Source organism: Pseudoalteromonas maricaloris, from assembly GCF_024746855.1.
Lineage (GTDB): Bacteria > Pseudomonadota > Gammaproteobacteria > Enterobacterales > Alteromonadaceae > Pseudoalteromonas > Pseudoalteromonas maricaloris.
This window is the reverse complement of sequence record NZ_CP024625.1, coordinates 2,932,082-2,949,503: the sequence shown is the minus strand read 5'-3', so window position 1 is coordinate 2,949,503 and position 17,422 is coordinate 2,932,082. Positions and strand designations below refer to the sequence as shown.

Annotated in this window: 14 protein-coding genes; 7 read left to right on the top strand and 7 right to left on the bottom strand. The window is 43.2% G+C overall.

Features of this window, described 5'->3' with window-relative positions:
- Positions 1–56: 56 nt before the first annotated feature.
- Together CTT31_RS12970 and nfsB are read right to left on the bottom strand one after the other, a co-directional pair.
- Positions 57–1,169, bottom strand: a complete 1,113-nt coding sequence (locus CTT31_RS12970) for a M35 family metalloendopeptidase (protein ID WP_017216277.1) — start codon at positions 1,167–1,169, stop codon at positions 57–59.
- Between the two features lie 387 nt (positions 1,170–1,556).
- Complete coding sequence (gene nfsB, locus CTT31_RS12965; RefSeq protein WP_211858208.1) at positions 1,557–2,216, bottom strand: oxygen-insensitive NAD(P)H nitroreductase; 660 nt, start codon at positions 2,214–2,216, stop codon at positions 1,557–1,559.
- Between the two features lie 94 nt (positions 2,217–2,310).
- Between nfsB and CTT31_RS12960 the strand changes: the two genes are divergently transcribed.
- The gene (locus tag CTT31_RS12960; protein WP_260491406.1) at positions 2,311–3,222 is read left to right on the top strand and encodes a LysR family transcriptional regulator; all 912 of its coding nucleotides are present in this window, start codon (positions 2,311–2,313) and stop codon (positions 3,220–3,222) included.
- A gap of 4 nt (positions 3,223–3,226) precedes the next feature.
- Here CTT31_RS12960 and CTT31_RS12955 read toward each other — a convergent pair whose 3' ends face one another.
- Positions 3,227–4,075 carry a sterol desaturase family protein gene (locus tag CTT31_RS12955; protein WP_260491405.1) on the bottom strand — a complete coding sequence of 283 codons (849 nt, stop codon included), beginning with the start codon at positions 4,073–4,075 and terminating at the stop codon, positions 3,227–3,229.
- Positions 4,076–4,196: 121 nt separating this feature from the next.
- Between CTT31_RS12955 and CTT31_RS12950 the strand changes: the two genes are divergently transcribed.
- Positions 4,197–5,183, top strand: coding sequence for an AraC family transcriptional regulator (locus CTT31_RS12950; protein WP_260491404.1), 987 nt, complete (start codon positions 4,197–4,199; stop codon positions 5,181–5,183).
- A gap of 229 nt (positions 5,184–5,412) precedes the next feature.
- Here CTT31_RS12950 and CTT31_RS12945 read toward each other — a convergent pair whose 3' ends face one another.
- The 3 genes from CTT31_RS12945 to CTT31_RS23620 all read right to left on the bottom strand — a co-directional run bounded on the left by CTT31_RS12945 (position 5,413) and on the right by CTT31_RS23620 (position 7,622).
- On the bottom strand, positions 5,413–5,751 hold the full coding sequence (locus CTT31_RS12945; RefSeq protein WP_260491403.1) for a hypothetical protein: 339 nt from the start codon (positions 5,749–5,751) through the stop codon (positions 5,413–5,415).
- Positions 5,752–5,991: 240 nt separating this feature from the next.
- Entirely contained in the window at positions 5,992–6,936 is a 945-nt protein-coding gene (locus tag CTT31_RS12940) for a 5'-nucleotidase (RefSeq protein ID WP_260491402.1), read from the bottom strand.
- Between the two features lie 77 nt (positions 6,937–7,013).
- Positions 7,014–7,622 carry an SLATT domain-containing protein gene (locus CTT31_RS23620; RefSeq protein ID WP_370649618.1) on the bottom strand — a complete coding sequence of 203 codons (609 nt, stop codon included), beginning with the start codon at positions 7,620–7,622 and terminating at the stop codon, positions 7,014–7,016.
- 912 nt (positions 7,623–8,534) lie between these two features.
- On the opposite strand from CTT31_RS23620, the gene CTT31_RS12935 reads away from it, so the two are divergent.
- Together CTT31_RS12935 and CTT31_RS12930 are read left to right on the top strand one after the other, a co-directional pair.
- On the top strand, positions 8,535–9,983 hold the full coding sequence (locus tag CTT31_RS12935; RefSeq protein WP_211858199.1) for a RimK family protein: 1,449 nt from the start codon (positions 8,535–8,537) through the stop codon (positions 9,981–9,983).
- The gene (locus tag CTT31_RS12930) at positions 9,983–11,092 is read left to right on the top strand and encodes a GNAT family N-acetyltransferase/peptidase C39 family protein (protein ID WP_211858197.1); all 1,110 of its coding nucleotides are present in this window, start codon (positions 9,983–9,985) and stop codon (positions 11,090–11,092) included. The genes CTT31_RS12935 and CTT31_RS12930 overlap by 1 nt, the downstream gene beginning before the upstream one ends.
- Before the next feature lie 66 nt (positions 11,093–11,158).
- On the opposite strand, the gene CTT31_RS12925 is transcribed toward CTT31_RS12930, so the two are convergent.
- A complete protein-coding gene (locus tag CTT31_RS12925; protein ID WP_211858195.1) occupies positions 11,159–12,997 on the bottom strand; it encodes a di-heme-cytochrome C peroxidase in 1,839 nt (612 codons plus the stop codon).
- A gap of 184 nt (positions 12,998–13,181) precedes the next feature.
- Between CTT31_RS12925 and CTT31_RS12920 the strand changes: the two genes are divergently transcribed.
- From CTT31_RS12920 to CTT31_RS12910, 3 genes are read left to right on the top strand one after another with little or no spacing between them, the layout of a single operon-like run.
- Entirely contained in the window at positions 13,182–14,684 is a 1,503-nt protein-coding gene (locus CTT31_RS12920; RefSeq protein ID WP_260491400.1) for an ethylbenzene dehydrogenase-related protein, read from the top strand.
- Positions 14,681–15,352, top strand: a complete 672-nt coding sequence (locus CTT31_RS12915) for an Lcl C-terminal domain-containing protein (protein ID WP_211858192.1) — start codon at positions 14,681–14,683, stop codon at positions 15,350–15,352. Before CTT31_RS12920 ends, CTT31_RS12915 begins: the two co-directional genes overlap by 4 nt.
- A gap of 11 nt (positions 15,353–15,363) precedes the next feature.
- A complete protein-coding gene (locus CTT31_RS12910) occupies positions 15,364–17,328 on the top strand; it encodes a pre-peptidase C-terminal domain-containing protein (protein ID WP_260491399.1) in 1,965 nt (654 codons plus the stop codon).
- The last annotated feature ends 94 nt before the right edge of the window (positions 17,329–17,422 follow it).

The following is a 17,422-nucleotide window of genomic DNA, read 5'->3' as shown; positions in this document are numbered from 1 at the left end:
ATCGGGTTTAGACGGTTGCCTAAACCCGATACTCGTTCAGGGATAACTAGTCGAGATTAGTTTTGGTACGGAGTGTTTTCCGCAAAATATTCATGGCTGTCAGCATTTTGAATCGCTTGACTTGGGTTTGAGTTTGCTAAGTTTTTCGCACCAGATTGGCCATAAACGATGTCATCTGTACCAGCAACGGCATTAAAGTGACTTAGCTCATGAACAATCGTGCCCGCACGTGAATCTGTACCTAGCTCATTTGCGCTCCAAAATGCGCGACATAGATAGACTTTGTATGGTTGATTTGGGTATACATAAGCAAAGTATGATTTGTTACAACTACAGTCAAAAGTGAGATCTTGGTTGTCGATTGCATCATTGATTGCATTGAAGTTAGATTTCACGGTTGCATAACGGCTGCTTGTCGCTGCGCCAAACCAAGTTTGATAACGCGTAGATGGGTTGCTTGCTGAGTGGCTATTTAGGTAAGCAACGGAGTCGTTAGTGATCTGGTCTGCAGCATTTAGTGCTGACAAAATACTGGTTTTTTCACTGTTACTACAACGACCTGTAAAACAAGTGCCATCAGTACAATCAGCCGCGCCTGCAGCTGGTTTTGCATTGACTTGAACATTGCCCTTCGTCATCGCAACGCCTTCAAGCCATAGATTGACCGAATTTGAGCTGAGTTCTGCTACATCGGCACGCATCATTGATTGCTGACCCATCGTTCTTGTAGTCATGCTTGGGATTTCTTTTTTACCGAAAAGATCAAATGATTCAACATCATAACTAATTTCGTAGTTACCTGGCTGGCTAAGATCATAAAGGCCTGAAAGCTCAAATGATTTAGTGAGCGTTTCGCCAGACTTTAACTTGATAAAGTCAGCTTCAGTGGGAGCTGGGCGTTTGTAGTGAGGACCAAAGAAATTAACTTCTTTACCATCACGCGTAATTTTGAAAATATGCTCTTCTTCAAGGTCTGTATACCAACTTAAGATTTTCTGATTGCCTTTACCCTGATTGGTGATGTTTAGCGTCGCAATAACATCGCCATTGCTTTTTGTGTCGACATCAACGCTTACCGCTAGGTCTTTATTCATTGCTTGAGCATTCAGTGATGCGGTTACGGCTGCCGCGAGTAACCCTGTAGATAGTGTGCGTGATAGTAGCTTCATTATTTCTTCCTGTTGAGGTTGCTACAGTCTCTCGGCTGGCAGGTACAAAACCAGTGGCGAGGACTGAGTTTACTTGTTGTCATTTCGTTATTTTTAAAGGTGAATTCACTCTTCACTTTTAATTAACAATAATATATTCAATGTTTCAAGCAGAATTTTTACAACAGAGCTAAAAAATTCACATTAAAAAATTACCAATAATTTCAAATAACTGTAATGTTATTGAAAAGTATGGATAAATTTAATACAAAACTGGGGAGAGTGTAGTTGTGAATTTATTGTTTCATTCACATTGGTTTACATTGTAGTGTTTGAAATGGTATTCCAACCGGAGCAGAAGTGGCACTGATGTTATCTAGCTAGCCATTATCAGTGCCAAACTGGGTATTAGATTTCGGTAATGATATCGTCGATAGCAAGGCGAGATTTAGGTAATTTAGCATTAAAATCACCTTCGTCTCGATAGCCCAATGCGACAATAGCAAGAGCGTCAAAGCCTTGCTCAGTTAACCCAAGCTCATTGCTGAGAATTTCAGCGTCAAAACCCTCAATGGGCACAGAATCTATACCGAGTAGTGCTGTGCTTAGCAAAAATTGCCCAAGATTTAAGTAAACTTGTTTGCCAGTCCATGCTTTGATTGCTTCATCGCTGGTTTGATTTAAGCCGACAAAATAGCGACGGCCATTATTCATTTGTGCTTCTACCTCAGAGCCTTTTTCAAATCGGCCATCAGCACTTTCTTTGGCAAGCACTTTATTTAAATGTGCATCATCTATATTTTGTTTTGCAGCAAATACAACAACATGAGATGCATTTAGTACTTTTGCTTCATTAAATTTGTAATTCTCTTGTGTGCTTTTAGCCACTTGAGTTTTGCCAGCCTCAGTACTTGCGATGACAAAATGCCATGGCTGAACGTTGGTACTAGAGGGGCTTAGTCTTAGCGCCTGCTTGAGTAGGTCAATATCTGAATCACTAATTTTTTTACTAGGATCAAAGGCTTTTGTAGAATAACGATTGTGGATTGCATCGCGTAACGTGTACATATCAAACTCCTAATTGCTTTAAAGACATAATATGGATTTACATAATCAATAAAAAGATGATAATGAGTTAAATAGTTTCAAAAATTTTTTGAAAATGAATACACAAGATTTAATCGTCGTGATGAAAACGGCTAAACTTGGCAATATTAGTGCGGCGGCTGCGCAGTTAGATATGCAGGTTGCCACGGCGAGCGCCGCGATAAAGCGGGTGGAAAAACAACTTGGCTTTCAACTCTTTGTGCGCTCTACGCGCAGCTTAAGGCTATCAAAGCAAGGTGAAACTTACTTGCCAATTTGCGAGCAGGCACTGGCACTTTTGGATAATGGCAAAAAACAGGTGCTTGATAACGACAACGAAATTGACGGTGAGCTAAAGTTAACCGCACCGTCAGATTTTGGCCGTAATATCCTCCTTCCTTGGCTAGACGAATTACTGGATGAATACCCCAAACTTGCCCTGAAGCTTATTCTTAATGATCACAATCTCGACTTTTATCGGGACGGTGTTGATATCGCGCTGCGCTATGGCGCGCCTGAAGACAGTAGCTTCTACGGCTTTAAAATTTGTGATGTGCCACTGCTGCTTTGTGCCTCTACGGAGTACTTAGAAAAACAGGGCACGCCAAAGGATCATGAGGAATTAAGCGAGCATCAAGGGCTATTCTTTTTGATCAGAGGCAGTAAGTTTGATACGTGGAAACTGACGAAAAATGAACAAACTTACAAAGTGGTGCTTAAAGGGCGTAGAACCAGTAATGATGCGGATGTGGTAAAGCGCTGGTGTGCGCAAGGAGCGGGTATTTCATTGCGCTCCGCGATAGATGTTGCAGACCAACTAGAGCAAGGCGTGGTGCAAAGTATATTAAATGACTATCGCGTTGAATGTAAGCCGCTGTGGTTGATCTGTCCGTCAAAGCAAATGATCAACCCAAGCGTGAGAGTGCTGCGCGATAAACTAAGAAAGTACTGCCAAGCGCTTGTAGAAAAGGCCGAGCGATATAAGTAACGCGCTAGGGCTTGACTGAAGCTGTATTCTTAGGTTTGTCGGGTAAGTGGGTTGGGTAACCAAATAACGCCAACCATTTGCTCTTTAAGGTGTTTGCTTGTGAAAAGCAGTAGAACATATGACGCCACTGAGCAAAGTTAACCTCTAAAGGGGTCTGCTTTGGGGACGCACCTCTTATCCCATAACAAATTGTGATGTCCTCACGCTCCTCAACAAAGGTGCCAAAAAGCTTATCCCAAATGATCAGCACCCCGGCAAAGTTTTTATCTATATAGTCAGGATTACTGGCGTGATGGACTCTGTGGTGGGAAGGCGTATTAAAAATTCGCTCTACCACTCCTAACCTATTAACCGTTTGTGTATGGACAAAAAATTGAAAAGCCAAGTTGATTGCGACGATGGCAAATACCAAGGTTGGGGTAAATCCAAGCAGTATCATAGGCAACCAGAACAGCCACATACCGACAATAGGGTATAGCAAGCTTTGGCGAAATGCGGTGGTAAAGTTCATGTTGTTCGAACTGTGATGTACTACGTGTGCACTCCAAAGCCAGTGAATACAATGTGATGCGCGGTGAAACCAGTAATACAAAAAATCTTGCAAGATAAACCCAAAGAGCAAAGTGAAGAGATTTAATTCGATTGTGAATAAGGCAAATTGATGAAGCCAGTAAAAGAGCGGCATCAGCACAAGCAAAGCCAGCGCGTCGCTGCCTTGGTGGAGCAAGGCGAGTAAGGCATTGAGTATGGAGTCTCGCCAATCATAGTGTTCGTGGTGCTTAATATACTCCCAAGCAACACAAAGTAAAAAGACGGGACTGAGTGCCAGTAAAATTAGCGATACATCAACCATATACAGCTCCTTCTTTAGCCAAAGCTTTGGTACTTTATATGCACAAGCGTAGCGAGTTAGCCATTGACAATCCTGCCAAACTGCGCCAACAATTTGTCCAAATACGACAAAAGGAACTGCAATGCACTCCACTTCGTTTGTATATTTTTATAGTGCGTGGGTATATCTCCATGACCGTTTTACCGATGACAAGAGACTGCAAGGCGAGTTTGTTGAGCTGGTAGCGTCACGGCCTGAACGTGTAACACTCGTTGAGTACGAGCGGTTGCTTGAGGTAGGGCGGAAGCTGAGCGGCGATCCCTTAATTGGTTTTGAACTGGGTAAAGCCATTCAGTTGCATGATTATGGAGCGCTTGGTTACTTGGTCGAAACCAGTAAAGACTTGCAGCAGGCTATAACCTCATTATTGCATTACGACGCCATTGTTGCCGATATTGGCCTCGCTGTATTCACAAGTGATAGCGACAATGCCAAGTTAACTTGGCAACCAAAAAACTCGCTGGGTAAGCAAGCCATTTTGCGCAATATGACCGCTTGGGTGAGCGCTGCACGGCAGCTTTTGCGATCAACTTTATCGCCTAACCAACTCCAGCTTAGCTTTAGCGTCTGTGACCTAGAATTACAGCGTTTGCAAACGTGGTTTGGCTGCCCCGTATCACAAAATTGCCCTGAAAATGCACTGTCGTTTCCCTTAGATTTTCTTACCATGCCCGTCGCTACCGTCGACAGCCTAATGCACGAACATATTGAGCAAGCGGTTGCAAAAAGCGTATCAGCGCTTTGTGATAATCATGACTTAAAAACGCGTGTTGCTAATTTACTAGCGGCAAAGCACTCACTGGCTGGAGTCAACCAAGCAAGTATGGCTAAGGCATTAAACATGAGTGTGCGTTCGATGCAGCGTAAGCTAAAAATACAACACACCAGCTTTAGAACCTTACTCGACCAAGAGCGAAAGCATCGATTTGAACAACTTATCGACAACACCAGATTGCTCGATATTGTAGACGCACTTGGTTTTACAGAGCAAAGTGCGCTGAATAAGGTTTGTATAAAATGGTACGGGAAATCACCGTCAAAACTGAAGGGAAGAGCTAAAGGTGAGTAAGTTTTTATTTTGCCTCTAGCTCGGTTAGTTAGATTTAATCGAATTTGAGAGTCAGTACCTGAGGTGGATGGAGAATGTCCCAAGCTTTGTAAATTGCTGACACCCACCTCAAATTGGCGTGTTTTAAAAATATCACTTAAGTTTTAATACTGAAACGTAGTGATGGGTGTCGTTGACTCCAGAGCTGAACTGAGATCCTAGCCTCGAACGAGCGAACAAATTACGCCCGTTATAAATCATTCTCAAAAGATTTCGAAAATAAATTAATTGAGACTCCCAGCAATACACCAGGACCAGCAAAAACAACCATAATTAGAAATAGATCTATATTTTCTTTTAATGCTGAGTCTTGCGCACTAGATGGTGTTATTTGTAGTAGCTCTACTCGCATTGCACTTAGGTAACCGAATACTAGCGTAGCGCTAAAGACATAGAACAGGCCAAACAAATTATTTTTAAACCATGTCCAAGGCCAGTGGCTGTACAGGTATTGCAGGCCGAATATCGGAAGCAATCCAAATATTAGTATGATAGCAGCGTAAAAGAATCCTTCTAGTAATAGATACATCTTATCTCCTTGAATTAATTCGGTTAATTAGCGTGATTTCTTGAGTATCTTACTTATGCACAAGTGAGAAATAACAATTATTAAGTAGGCTTTATTTAACCAAATAGCTTGTGCTGACACCTACCTAAAGTTTGTGTATTCATGTAAATCGTTAACACCCACCTCAAATTGGAGTGTTCTAAAAATGTCGCGTAAGTTTTAATATTGAAAAGTAGTGATGGGTGTCATCAATTCATTTTGTTACTCTTCTTTAGTTTCTAAGTTTTTGACGCCGAAAGGTATATGAACAGAAGGAGCTACTGTACTTGTTGAAGTCAAATGGCCTGTCTGATCATCGAAGAATACATGAGGTTTAAGTACTCCTAATACCAAACCTTTATCTACACCACCTAAAAAGAACGCATCGTTCGTCATTACACCCCATTCTTTTAATGTATTTAACGCTCTTTCGTGTGACGGCGCATTCCTTGCTGTGACTATGGAAACTCTTAATCTATTGCGGTAATCCGGCTCCAATTTTTTCTTACTTTCTTCGATTTTCTGGATAGCTGAAACTTTCACTAAAAATTCTTTTAACGGTCCTGGGTTGTGAGGCTGTAAAACATTTTTTGTTTCGTGATCATGGAAATGATTGAGATCATTATTGTGCATAACAGACTCAGATTCGTCATCAGCGAGAACACCATCAAAGTCAAATGCTATCCTTAAATCGTCATCATCTTCATCAATCATTGCTGATTTCATTACATGACCGGCTGGATAACCTAGCTGGATTGCTTCTTTAACGTCGGGAGAGTGAGCAGATAGAAATAAAGAGATACTTAATGCTTCAATATACTCATATGGTGACTTGCCCTGCATAAAAATCGCTCGAGTAATAGGTAGGCTGTGGTGCTTGATTGATTTCATAACTCGAAGGCCAGTATCAGGGTCGTTTCTAGATAGTAAAACAACCTCTACTAATGGATCGGATTCAGGCTCTTCACTTAAATCATTTAGTGATAGCAAACGTTTTATAAACGAAAACGACACGCCTTTATCTAAAGGAACATCGATATTTTCAGATTGGTATTTTCGATATTCTTCTTCACCCTTAGTTCTAAAGACCTTATCAGATTCTGTCAAATCGAACATTGCACTTGAAGCAACCCCGACAACTAACCTCTTACCTAATTCATACGGCATATTAATTATCCTAAAAATAAATAAAAACTATTGAGAACCCTAACGTCCCTATTAAACAGCTTGTATGTTTCTTTTAGTTAACTGAAACTTACCAAATGCCACGACCAAAGAAGCAATAAAGTGATTGAAAAAATATAATGGGAAAAACCTAACGCTCGATACCAATATATTTTCAACTTATAGTTGAGAAGCACAGCAGACTTTGATGGTTTTTTTCCATGTTCAGTGAGGTAGTCCAATCTTGCAATCAAATAATCATGTGAAACATGGTTTTCGTGCCTGTTAAGGCAAATATAGTACCTATTCACGAAGTTTAAATATTCATGTTCGGTAGATTGATATCGCTGCGTCACACGATAATGGAGTTTCCGCGAAAGTTCTGCCAACTCCAAGCCACATTGGTGGATATTCGAAGATCTAGCAGAAAAGTCCCCCATACCAAGTAATAATGAATAAGCAAGAACAACTACTGCAAAAAATAGACTAGCCATGTTTATTTGGTTCTTCGTTACTGTGTCATCAACAAGACCAAACGTAGTAAACAATGCGAGAACTATCTGTCCGACGGCTAAAAATGCGAGTGTCCATTGAGAGCACCAACTGTGGAGCCTTAAACGCCTACTAGCTTCATACCTAGCTTTGGATGTAACCAATGTTCTTTTATGTAAATATTCGTATGACTTCATTTGTATTGATTGTGTACCTTACTCTAAAGAAGAGAGTTAATAGCTAATTAGCTTGAATTCTTGAATATCCTACCTACCCACAAGTAAAAGTAACAATTATCAAGCTAACTTTATTTAATAATTCTTTATGACTTCTGGTAAAAAGTTGTCATTTCAATATGCAAATCATCTGCAAAAAGCTAGTAGTGAATTATCAAGTCTTCTTTTGGCTCACTAAGAACTAGTTGCAACTAGCTAAAGTATTAAAAATACTCAACTTTAAATTTCACAGGTGAGGTATTCGAGACTTTTAACTTCTCATTGTGCTGTATGTTTGTAACATAATTTTATCAATTATTTAATGTAAATGAAATTACACTACATTACACATTCGCATTGCTTTCTCTTGACCACGTCACAAGTAACCCAATTGCTGACATTCTTAACGATTCGAGAGACCTTTAAATATCTATCTTGAAATTATCAATGTGGTGTAGCTCTGCTCACTCTCGCTGTTTACTCTCGACTTCCTATCAGATGAACTTAAGACTTATCAGCTTGCAAATATTAGCAACTACAACCAAAGCACTCACTGCTCGTGGCATTCCTAAGCATGCCTACCGCTTGCTATTTCATCCTTGATATCTGTTTGTAAACACGAGAAATCTTAATCGTTTCAATCGAATCTGATTGTATAAGCTTTTATGGTTTTTAACTGTTTGAAACTTAAGTCTTTTATTCCAGCTGTCGACAGCAAGAAAGATTTATCTTGAGAATCAAAATTACTCAATTGCTAAGTGCTATATTTAAGATTACAACTACTCCACTTTAATGTGGGCCTTGAATTTGCCCACTAACCCTGTGTTAAATCGTGGGGTGCCTAAACCATCATGTACTGATGTGCTAACGCATCGCCACCTAAGGATTATTTAGATGCTATCTACTCTATTCGTTGTTGATCAAAATGCAGATGTACTGCCTTTGGCAAATAACGTAGTGACGTTTGAAACGTATTTGCAAGAGTACCCAAAGCTCGGTGAATCAAAACTTCGAGTGATTAATTTATGTGACTGTGACCGTTATTTAAGCCAAGGTTATTACTGCTCTTTACTTGCTGAAGCGCGTAATCACCAAGTGCTTCCGAGTCTAAAAGTTATTAACGGTTTACGTGATGGCGATAATGCGTTGTTTTTATCGCAAGCTTGGTTTGATAAGCGTGGGATCGCGATTACCGATGACGCTGAGCTGATCATTTGTATGGGCGAAACCCAACAGCCTGAGTTTGGTAAGTTGGCGGCGTATTTATTTCAGCAATTTCCTGCGCCTTTACTAAAAGTGACACTACAGCAGCAAGATAAAGGCGTGCGTGTGCAGGTGCAGCGACGCGACTTTTCGACTCTGCAGGTGGCGCAGCTTGAGTTTTGTACTCAAGTATTAGGTCATGTGCATGCCACTCAGTGGAACAAGCGTAAGAGTCACAAAAAGTATCGTTGGGATATCGCGATGTTGGTGGACCATGATGAAAAATTGCCGCCAAGTAATAAAGGTGCGATCAGCCGCTTTGTTAAAGCGGGTGAAAAGCTGGGCATTAAAGTTCATCCATTAGAAGCGGCTGAGTTATACAACTTAGGCCAATACGATGGGCTATTTATTCGTGAAACCACAGCGATTGATCACCATACTTATCGCCTTGCGCAAGAAGCAGAGCAAAAAGATTTAGTGGTAATTGACGATCCAAGCTCGATCCTACGCTGTTGTAATAAGGTGTTTTTACATGATGCCTTTAATTACAAGAAGGTGCCAAGTTTAGAAACGCGATTTGTGAGTCAGTGTAATGAACAAGTAATCGATAAACTCATTGCTGAGTTATCGCTACCTATGGTGCTTAAAATGCCTGAGAGTTCGTTCTCAAAAGGCGTATTTAAAGTAAAAACCAAAGAAGAGCTTGGCGAGCGTTTACAAGAGCTGATGAGCGTCTCTGCGATTGTGTTGGCACAAGCTTACTTATACACAGATTACGACTGGCGTATTGGGGTGTTAAATGGCCGTGCGATCTATGCATGCCGTTACCATATGGCACGTAACCATTGGCAAATCTATAACCATGAGTCAAAACGTAATTTCTCGGGTGGGTTTGACACGCTACCAACGTTTGAAGTGCCAAAAGCGGTGTTACGTGCAGCGTTAAAAGCGGCGGCAGTTGTGGGTAATGGTTTGTATGGTATTGATATTAAAGAGCACAACGGTAAAGCCTACGTGCTTGAAGTAAACGACAACCCGAATATTGACCAAGGGGTTGAAGACAAATATCTCGGTGACGAGTTGTACATGCAAGTGATGTCTGAATTTTCAAGACGCCTTGAAGCGAGAGGTAAAAAGTAATGTTGCAAGCCGCGTTGGTGCTTGAAAAGGCGACACTGCAGGATTTGAACTCACTGAATGCGCTGGAGCAAAGCTGCTTTAGTGCAGATAGACTGAGTCGTCGCCAACTCAAGCATTACATCAGTTTTGAACATAGCCTGCTGCTCACTGCAAAGTTGGCCGGGGAACTTGTGGGCTATGGGTTGCTTTGGTTGCACCAAGGAACGCGGCTAGCAAGGCTTTATTCATTGGCGGTATCGCCTCATCATCAAGGTAAAGGGATCGCACGCCAACTGATGTCTGAGCTTGAAGTCAGAGCGGGTGAAATGGGCTGGTTATATATGCGTTTAGAAGTGGCTAAACGCAATGACGCGGCCATCGGCTTATATAAACGCATGGGTTATCGTGTATTTGGCGAGTATCAAAACTATTACGCGGATCATGATGACGCGCTAAGAATGCAAAAATGCGTGCGTAAGCTGTCGCAAAAGGCGGTGTTGCATCAGGCTCCTTGGTATCAGCAAACGACAGACTTTACCTGCGGACCGGCGTCACTGATGATGGCAATGGCAAGCATAGATCCAGGCTGTATGGGCGATCAGGCCTTAGAGCTTGAGATATGGCGTGAAGCGACCACCATCTTTATGACCGCAGGTCACGGCGGCTGTCACCCATTTGGATTGGCATTGGCTGCGGAGCGCCGTGGTTTTGCGGCAGAGGTGATGGTGAATACGGCGGGCCCGCTATTTTTAGATGGCGTGAGAAGCGCGCAGAAAAAACAGGTGATGACCTTAGTTCATGAGCAATTCCGTCAAGAGTGTGAATATCGTGATATTGCTATTCATCAAGCCGATGTAAAGCTTGAACAGGTTGAACAATGGTTGTTACAGAGCAGTGCGGTATTGGCTTTGATCAGCACTTATCGGCTAAACGGTAAAAAAGCGCCGCATTGGGTGCTTATTACGGGCTTAGATGAGTTGTGTTTATATCTTAATGATCCTGATGTCGAGGACGACCAAAACCCTATCGACTGCCAGCAAGTACCCATCGCAAGGTCGGATTTTGAAAAAATGATGACGTTTGGCGCAAGCAAATTAAGTGCACTAGTGGTGTTGCACGAGTCATTTTAAATAACGTTTTCGGTTATAAGTCAAAGGGCCTGTATTCGGCCCTTTGTTTTTAGCGCTACATGGCGTTTATAGCGTTTTCAAAAACTCAACGATTTGCCACTTTTCATTGTCACTCAAGGTAGTGCCGTAAACGTGACCGCTGTTATCATTGCCCGGCATTACCTCACCGCTGGCTTTGTTCACTTTGAACTCGTTCATGCCTTGATGAGTAATATAACCAACATTGATAGGGTCGAATTCGCGACTGCCAACCCAGAAGGTATCTGGGCGCGACTCTGGTGATTGTAGTAGTGACCATAGATTTGGCACAGAGCCATTATGTAAATAAGGCGCGGTTGCCCAAATTCCATTCAACGGCCTTGCTTTGTAGACACCCGCGTCGTAAAAACCGTCCACACAATCTTCGTTAGTATTGGGGGTTAACTGTTGTCTATTTGCCAAATAGACTTTGAGGCGCTCTTCAATGGATTTTTTCACGGTGGTTTTCTTACCATCTGGCCCGGTGCGTTCTGCTATTAAGCCCGCTTCGATTGCTTTGATGGGATCTTTTAGCACTAGACCCACCACGCCATTTACTGGGATATCGATAGCGCTATCCACGGCTTGGAATTTGTCTCCCGCGATAATGTCGGTTTTTGTGCCTTCCAAGAACAATGTTTTTGCCATGTGGCAGCTTGCGTTATTAGACATAGTCGGGTCGGTGCCTATCTCTTTTACCGGTACTTTTACTGCTTCGTAATCCTTGAGTAAGTTTTTGCTATCAATGAGTTGGTGGCAGTTGGCGCAATTTGCTTGGAATAGCATTTTTCCTTGTGCCGCCTTATTGGTGTCAATCCCTGGAAGGTATTGCTCAGGCCAAGCTGGTGGCAGAAGTGTTTTTACCCACGCTTCTAGTTGCCCTAACGCATGTAAGTCTACCGTTGAGCTATATCGGGCATGTTTCCCCCAAACGCGCTGCCAAACCGGTGCTTCTTCAATGGATAACGAACCAAACACACCGACAACTTCCCCAATGTTGCGTACTAATGGGCCGACCACAGGAATATTGGGGGCGGAAGCATTCCACTGCACAACATTTGACTGGTGCGTCCCCCATAAAAATGGATAGGAGACGGGCGCGGTGGGCGCATTTTTATTGTTAAGGTCGTCAAGCGCAAATGCCGTGCCGGCGTTTTGTATATTGCCAAACGCATCAAGTCGAGCATAGCTAGTAAAGTCGTCTGGATAGTCTTCGGGCAAGTCATTAACGGTTTGTCGCTCGGCGGTTGCAAGCGCCACATGCTTGAGATCGTCTCGTAGATCATCAATCAATTCTTGCGATGCCCCTTCTTTTAATACGCGCATCGCGAAACGGCTAAACTTTTGATTATCGTTAAGGGTCGCTTCTAACGCGGCATTTAGGCGGCTAAAGAAGAGTACAAAGTTGGCGAGGGTGGGCGCACCTTCTACCAATATTTTTGTGCCGTTATAGTCAATTTGGTTAGTGTGGCAAGCGGCACAGGTCATCCCGACCCAAGCTTGTCCCGTAGTTTGATTGTTATGCACGGCAAAACCGATGGGCAAGCCTGAAGGGTTATTGGCGGCGGTTTTACTGGGCAGGTAGCGCAGCATTTCCATATGTTCGCTATCGCGAAAGAGCTTTTTACTGTTGGGCTGCTCTAACCAAGTAAACCAAGTATAGGGAATGATTTGTGACCCTTGGCCTGTAAACCAAAAGTCTTGCCGAAGTTTATCTGACCATCCTTGATTGAGCCAAACTCGCTCAGGCACTTGACCAGATTCTGCAACCGGGTCGAGCGTTTCTTTGGGCACTGAAGGTTTTTTACTTGGTGAGCTACAACTTGCGAGAAACAGTGTGCAAGCCACTGCCGCACTTACATATTTTATTACTAGTCTATTGTTCATGTTGAACTGTCCGTGACGGTGGAAGTATCAACTACCTTAGTACAAACTAATTAACAATCAAGTTACACGGCATTACACGTGTCGCTAATTCACAAGATGAGAAAGTCTCATCTTTCCAAATATGAAATATTTATGTAAATTTATTTGTTTACACTAAATTTACTTTATTTATTTGGGAGCGGTTGTGCGTCGAAGTAGTTTTGCCATTTTTCATGTTATGGCGGTAATAGTTATCTTGGTTGGGTTACTGACTGGCCCTCGCTTGGGCATTATCAATCATGATTTTCTGGCGTTTCTTTCGCCTTTGCTTCCACAAGGCGCGTTGCTGTCAATGCATGTGTTATTTGGTTGCTTACTCACCTTGATTGCGATTGTTTTTACTGTGGCAACCATTCGCGCACCGTTTCGTGGCGCACCAAGTAAGTTTGATAAAGCCGTTAACTACTTTGGGTATCTGGTTATCGTGCTGAGTATAGTCACAGGATGGTTACTTTGGCTCAATCCAGAGAGTCTAAGTTTAGTGATTCATGGGTTATCAGCGACAGCCATTTTTTTGTATTTGGTGTTACATGGCATAAAGCACACGGTGTTTAAGGGCAAGCAAGTACTGAGCGTGTTATTGCCCCGAAATGCGCTTATTTTACTCAGTTGCAGTATTGCTCTGGTGTATTTTTGCGGCCTTGGCATACAGCTTATTGTTGCAGATCAGCATTTACGGTTAGAAGTTGCGCCGCTATCAAGGCAAAGCCACGTTGAAATAGACGGTAAAGGAGACGAGCCACAATGGTTGCGTGCTAAGCCTATTAAATTAACTACATTTGGTGGTGCAAACTTCTTGGATGGGAGTAGTGAGGTCGAAATAAAAGCGTTGAGCAACCATGATGAAACCTTCTTTCTGATCCGCTGGCAAGATCCGACCGAAAGCCTAGAGCATCTGCCGCTGGAAAAAACCTCAGACGGTTGGCAAGTACAAGAAAATGGCTTTTATCGCTTTGACGAGCGCACTTATTACGAAGATAAGTTTGCCATCATGCTATCGACAACCTGTGAACTAGGAGGTGATGGCACCGTTCAATATGGCGATGCGCCGCTTGCAGGCAAGCCCCGTAACTGGCATGGCAAGGGCTATCATGCAAGTACGGACGGCCGCACGCGAGATTTATGGCACTGGAAAGCGCTGAGAACCAATGACATGTACTTGGCCGATGATAATTTTTTTGGGCCGCCTCAAAGCGTTGCACTTGGGCAAAGACGCTACACCGCAGGGTATCAACCTGATGGCAAAGAAAGCGGTGCTTATGTGATGAACTGGCGCTGGTACTCACCGACTGAGGTTACGCCAAAGCGAATGCCAATTCCATCGCCGGATATCACTGAGCGCAAAGTCCTTGATTGGTTTGCCAGCGAAACCTACAACCCACAACAAGATATGGCGAAAATTGGCGAACAGCTCCCGTCCGTGTTGTACCGTTCAAATCGTTTTGAGGGAGATAGAGCCGATGTTAGGGCTAGGGGAGAGTGGCACGATGGTTATTGGACGCTAGAGCTGGTACGTAAACACCAAACGCATTCTCCCCTTGATGTTGAACTGCGCTCTGGTGTTTGCATGTGGGTCTCCGCATTTGATCACGCACAAATCGCGCATACTCGTCACCACAGAGCGATTCAATTGAGGTATATGCTATGACCGTTGCCTCACGTTTAATACTTAGTTTAGCGATTGCCACTGTGGCGATTAGCTACTTGTTATTCAGCGCTCCTGAGCGAGAAATTCCAACTCATGCACGCTTTATTAAAGTCACCAATGACATGCAATTTTTGTCTGTATGGCAGGGCCCTTGGCATTGTGTCTATGACAAAAAGCTTAATCTGCTTTGGGAAGTAAAACGAGATGATGAGTCTATTCACGATGGCTATTGGAGTTACTCTTGGTATGACGGTCAATTTGGTCATGCTGATCAAGGTGATTGTTATTTCGAAGCATCCCACTGCGATAGCCAAGATCTGATCCGTAAAACTAACCAAGCTTCTTTATGTGGTAGTGCCGAGTGGCGCTTACCTACACCTGATGAGCTGCGCTCTTTAATTCAAACACCAAATAGTCCTGGACAACCCCATATCGCAAGTGATTTTTTCCCACACATTAAAAATGGTGACTATTGGAGTAGTGAGGCCAGCGTGCCGTTACCCAAGTCGTTTAAGCGTGAAAAGTTAGGGGCAACGGCCGTGAATTTTCAATCGACAGAGACGCTTTCGCTCCCTTATGCAAACGCCGCATTTGTGATGTTGGTGGCTACGCCGTCAACATCACTCTCATTGGCTCAAAGTCGTGTTGAGCCTGTTACTCTAAACTAGGAACCAAGGAAATGAAATATACTCAAATGGCAACTTTTGTGGTTGCAGCTGGTCTGTCTTGTAGCAGTTTTGCTGCGAGTGACTACCATCGTCTTGTGTGGGACACCAGTCCAAGCACTTCAGCAACAATAGGATTTACACCCACGTCAGGCACTAATCATATTGTTAAATATGGCAGCACAACGGATGAGCAGAGCTGGCAAAGTGCTGCGGTCAGCGCAACGCATACCTTTGACGGGGGCCTCTCAAGTTCATTTGTGAAATTAACCGGCTTAGCCCCAGATAGTGCGGTTTATTATCGTGTTTGTGATTCACAAGGTTGCGGTCAGCGTCTGTGGTTCAGAACTGCGCCGCAAACGGCATCAGGGATCACTGCTGTAGCTGGTGGTGATACGCGCACAGGTTGGACAACACGCCGTAAAGGCAATGAGTTGATCGCTAAAATTCGACCGCTATTTATTATGCATGGTGGCGATTACACCAATGCAAACTCCGTTTCTGAAATGCGTGAATACTTAAAAGATTGGCAATTAACCTTTTCGGATGATTTGATTGATGGCCTTGCATACAAGCGAATTTATCCATTTGTAGCAACACATGGCAATCACGAAGACGATAACTACAAAACGCTATGCGAAGTATTTGGCGTAGATTATGACCAAGATGGTGCGTGTACAGCAAAAGATACCTATGGTGCTTTTAACGTGGCGGGGCTGTTAAGGGTTTATACCTTAAATAGCCAATTTAAAAATAGTGGCTGGTCGAGCTATGCCACAGCGATGAACAATTGGCTGAAAAGCGACTTACAGTCTCAGGGCAACAGCGCAACGTGGCGTATCGCTCAGTATCACAAGCCGATGTATCCTCACTATTCAGGTAAGTCAGACAACACCATATTACACACTTGGTGGGCACAAGACTTCTATAATAATGCGATGAACTTAGTGGTAGAGTCCGATACTCATATCAATAAACTGACTTACGCACTAACGCCTACCAGCAATGGCTTTACTGCAACGACCCAAGGCGGTACCGTTTATGTGGGTGAGGGAAGCTGGGGAGCACCGGCAAGAAGCGCCAATGATCCAAAAAGCTGGACTATCGACCTTGCGAGTATTCAACAGTTTAAAGTGTTGAGTGTGACAAACGATAAGCTTACTGTTCGAACTGCTGAGTTTTCAAGTAATGCAACTGCCTTATCTAAGGCGCAGCGAGATGCCGATCCGCTCGCATTACCTATGAATATGACATGGTGGTATGCCGCCGAAATTGGTGATGAACTAAATCTGATCAAAGCAAGCAATAATCTATCTGTTATAGAAACCCCCATTGTTGAGCCGCCAGCTGCAATTGAACTTATCAGTGGTCAAACACAAGCGAATGTCACTGGCGCTAAGTCTTCTCAGACACTTTATTACATTGATGTGCCAGCAGGAGCAACGCAGCTAAAAGTTGAAACGGCGGGCGGCAGTGGGGATGTAGATATGTATGTGCGCTTTAATGCGGAGCCAACGACACAAAACTACGATTGTCGACCCTATAAATCAGGTAATAATGAAGTCTGTACGATTACTCCAGTACAAACAGGTCGTTACTATGTCATGCTTGATGGCTATGAGAGTTATTCAGGCGTTGCGCTAACGGCTACGGTTTATACTAACACTCCTCCAGATCAAGGTAATAGCCAGCAATGGTTGGATCAATCTGCCAGTAAAGGTCAGTGGCAGTATTATAGTTTTGACGTGGCACAGGGAATACAGAGCTTGCAAGTAAAGGCATCGGGTGGTACTGGAGATGCTGATTTATATCTGCGTTTTGGTCAACAACCAAATAGTAATACCTACGAATGTCGGCCTTATGAAAATGGCAATAATGAAACGTGCACAATCACCAATCCAAATGCGGGAACTTGGCATATTGGGCTCTATGGTTACGCTGCATTTTCAGGATTGACTCTACAAGCAGAAAGTCAATAATCCTGTAAATGAGAGCTTGGTGGTTATTGGTGTAACCATCAAGCTCATTTTAAAACTGACCGAATATTGAGAGTAGCTTGACCATTCACAATTA

What these genes read in the sequence shown, in the direction of transcription:
- CTT31_RS12970 (WP_017216277.1), bottom strand. Translation starts at nt 1,169, where the DNA reads ATGAAGCTACTATCACGCACACTATCTACAGGGTTACTCGCGGCAGCC.
- nfsB (WP_211858208.1), bottom strand. Translation starts at nt 2,216, where the DNA reads ATGTACACGTTACGCGATGCAATCCACAATCGTTATTCTACAAAAGCC.
- CTT31_RS12960 (WP_260491406.1), top strand. Translation starts at nt 2,311, where the DNA reads ATGAATACACAAGATTTAATCGTCGTGATGAAAACGGCTAAACTTGGC.
- CTT31_RS12955 (WP_260491405.1), bottom strand. Translation starts at nt 4,075, where the DNA reads ATGGTTGATGTATCGCTAATTTTACTGGCACTCAGTCCCGTCTTTTTA.
- CTT31_RS12950 (WP_260491404.1), top strand. Translation starts at nt 4,197, where the DNA reads ATGCACTCCACTTCGTTTGTATATTTTTATAGTGCGTGGGTATATCTC.
- CTT31_RS12945 (WP_260491403.1), bottom strand. Translation starts at nt 5,751, where the DNA reads ATGTATCTATTACTAGAAGGATTCTTTTACGCTGCTATCATACTAATA.
- CTT31_RS12940 (WP_260491402.1), bottom strand. Translation starts at nt 6,936, where the DNA reads ATGCCGTATGAATTAGGTAAGAGGTTAGTTGTCGGGGTTGCTTCAAGT.
- CTT31_RS23620 (WP_370649618.1), bottom strand. Translation starts at nt 7,622, where the DNA reads ATGAAGTCATACGAATATTTACATAAAAGAACATTGGTTACATCCAAA.
- CTT31_RS12935 (WP_211858199.1), top strand. Translation starts at nt 8,535, where the DNA reads ATGCTATCTACTCTATTCGTTGTTGATCAAAATGCAGATGTACTGCCT.
- CTT31_RS12930 (WP_211858197.1), top strand. Translation starts at nt 9,983, where the DNA reads ATGTTGCAAGCCGCGTTGGTGCTTGAAAAGGCGACACTGCAGGATTTG.
- CTT31_RS12925 (WP_211858195.1), bottom strand. Translation starts at nt 12,997, where the DNA reads ATGAACAATAGACTAGTAATAAAATATGTAAGTGCGGCAGTGGCTTGC.
- CTT31_RS12915 (WP_211858192.1), top strand. Translation starts at nt 14,681, where the DNA reads ATGACCGTTGCCTCACGTTTAATACTTAGTTTAGCGATTGCCACTGTG.
- CTT31_RS12910 (WP_260491399.1), top strand. Translation starts at nt 15,364, where the DNA reads ATGAAATATACTCAAATGGCAACTTTTGTGGTTGCAGCTGGTCTGTCT.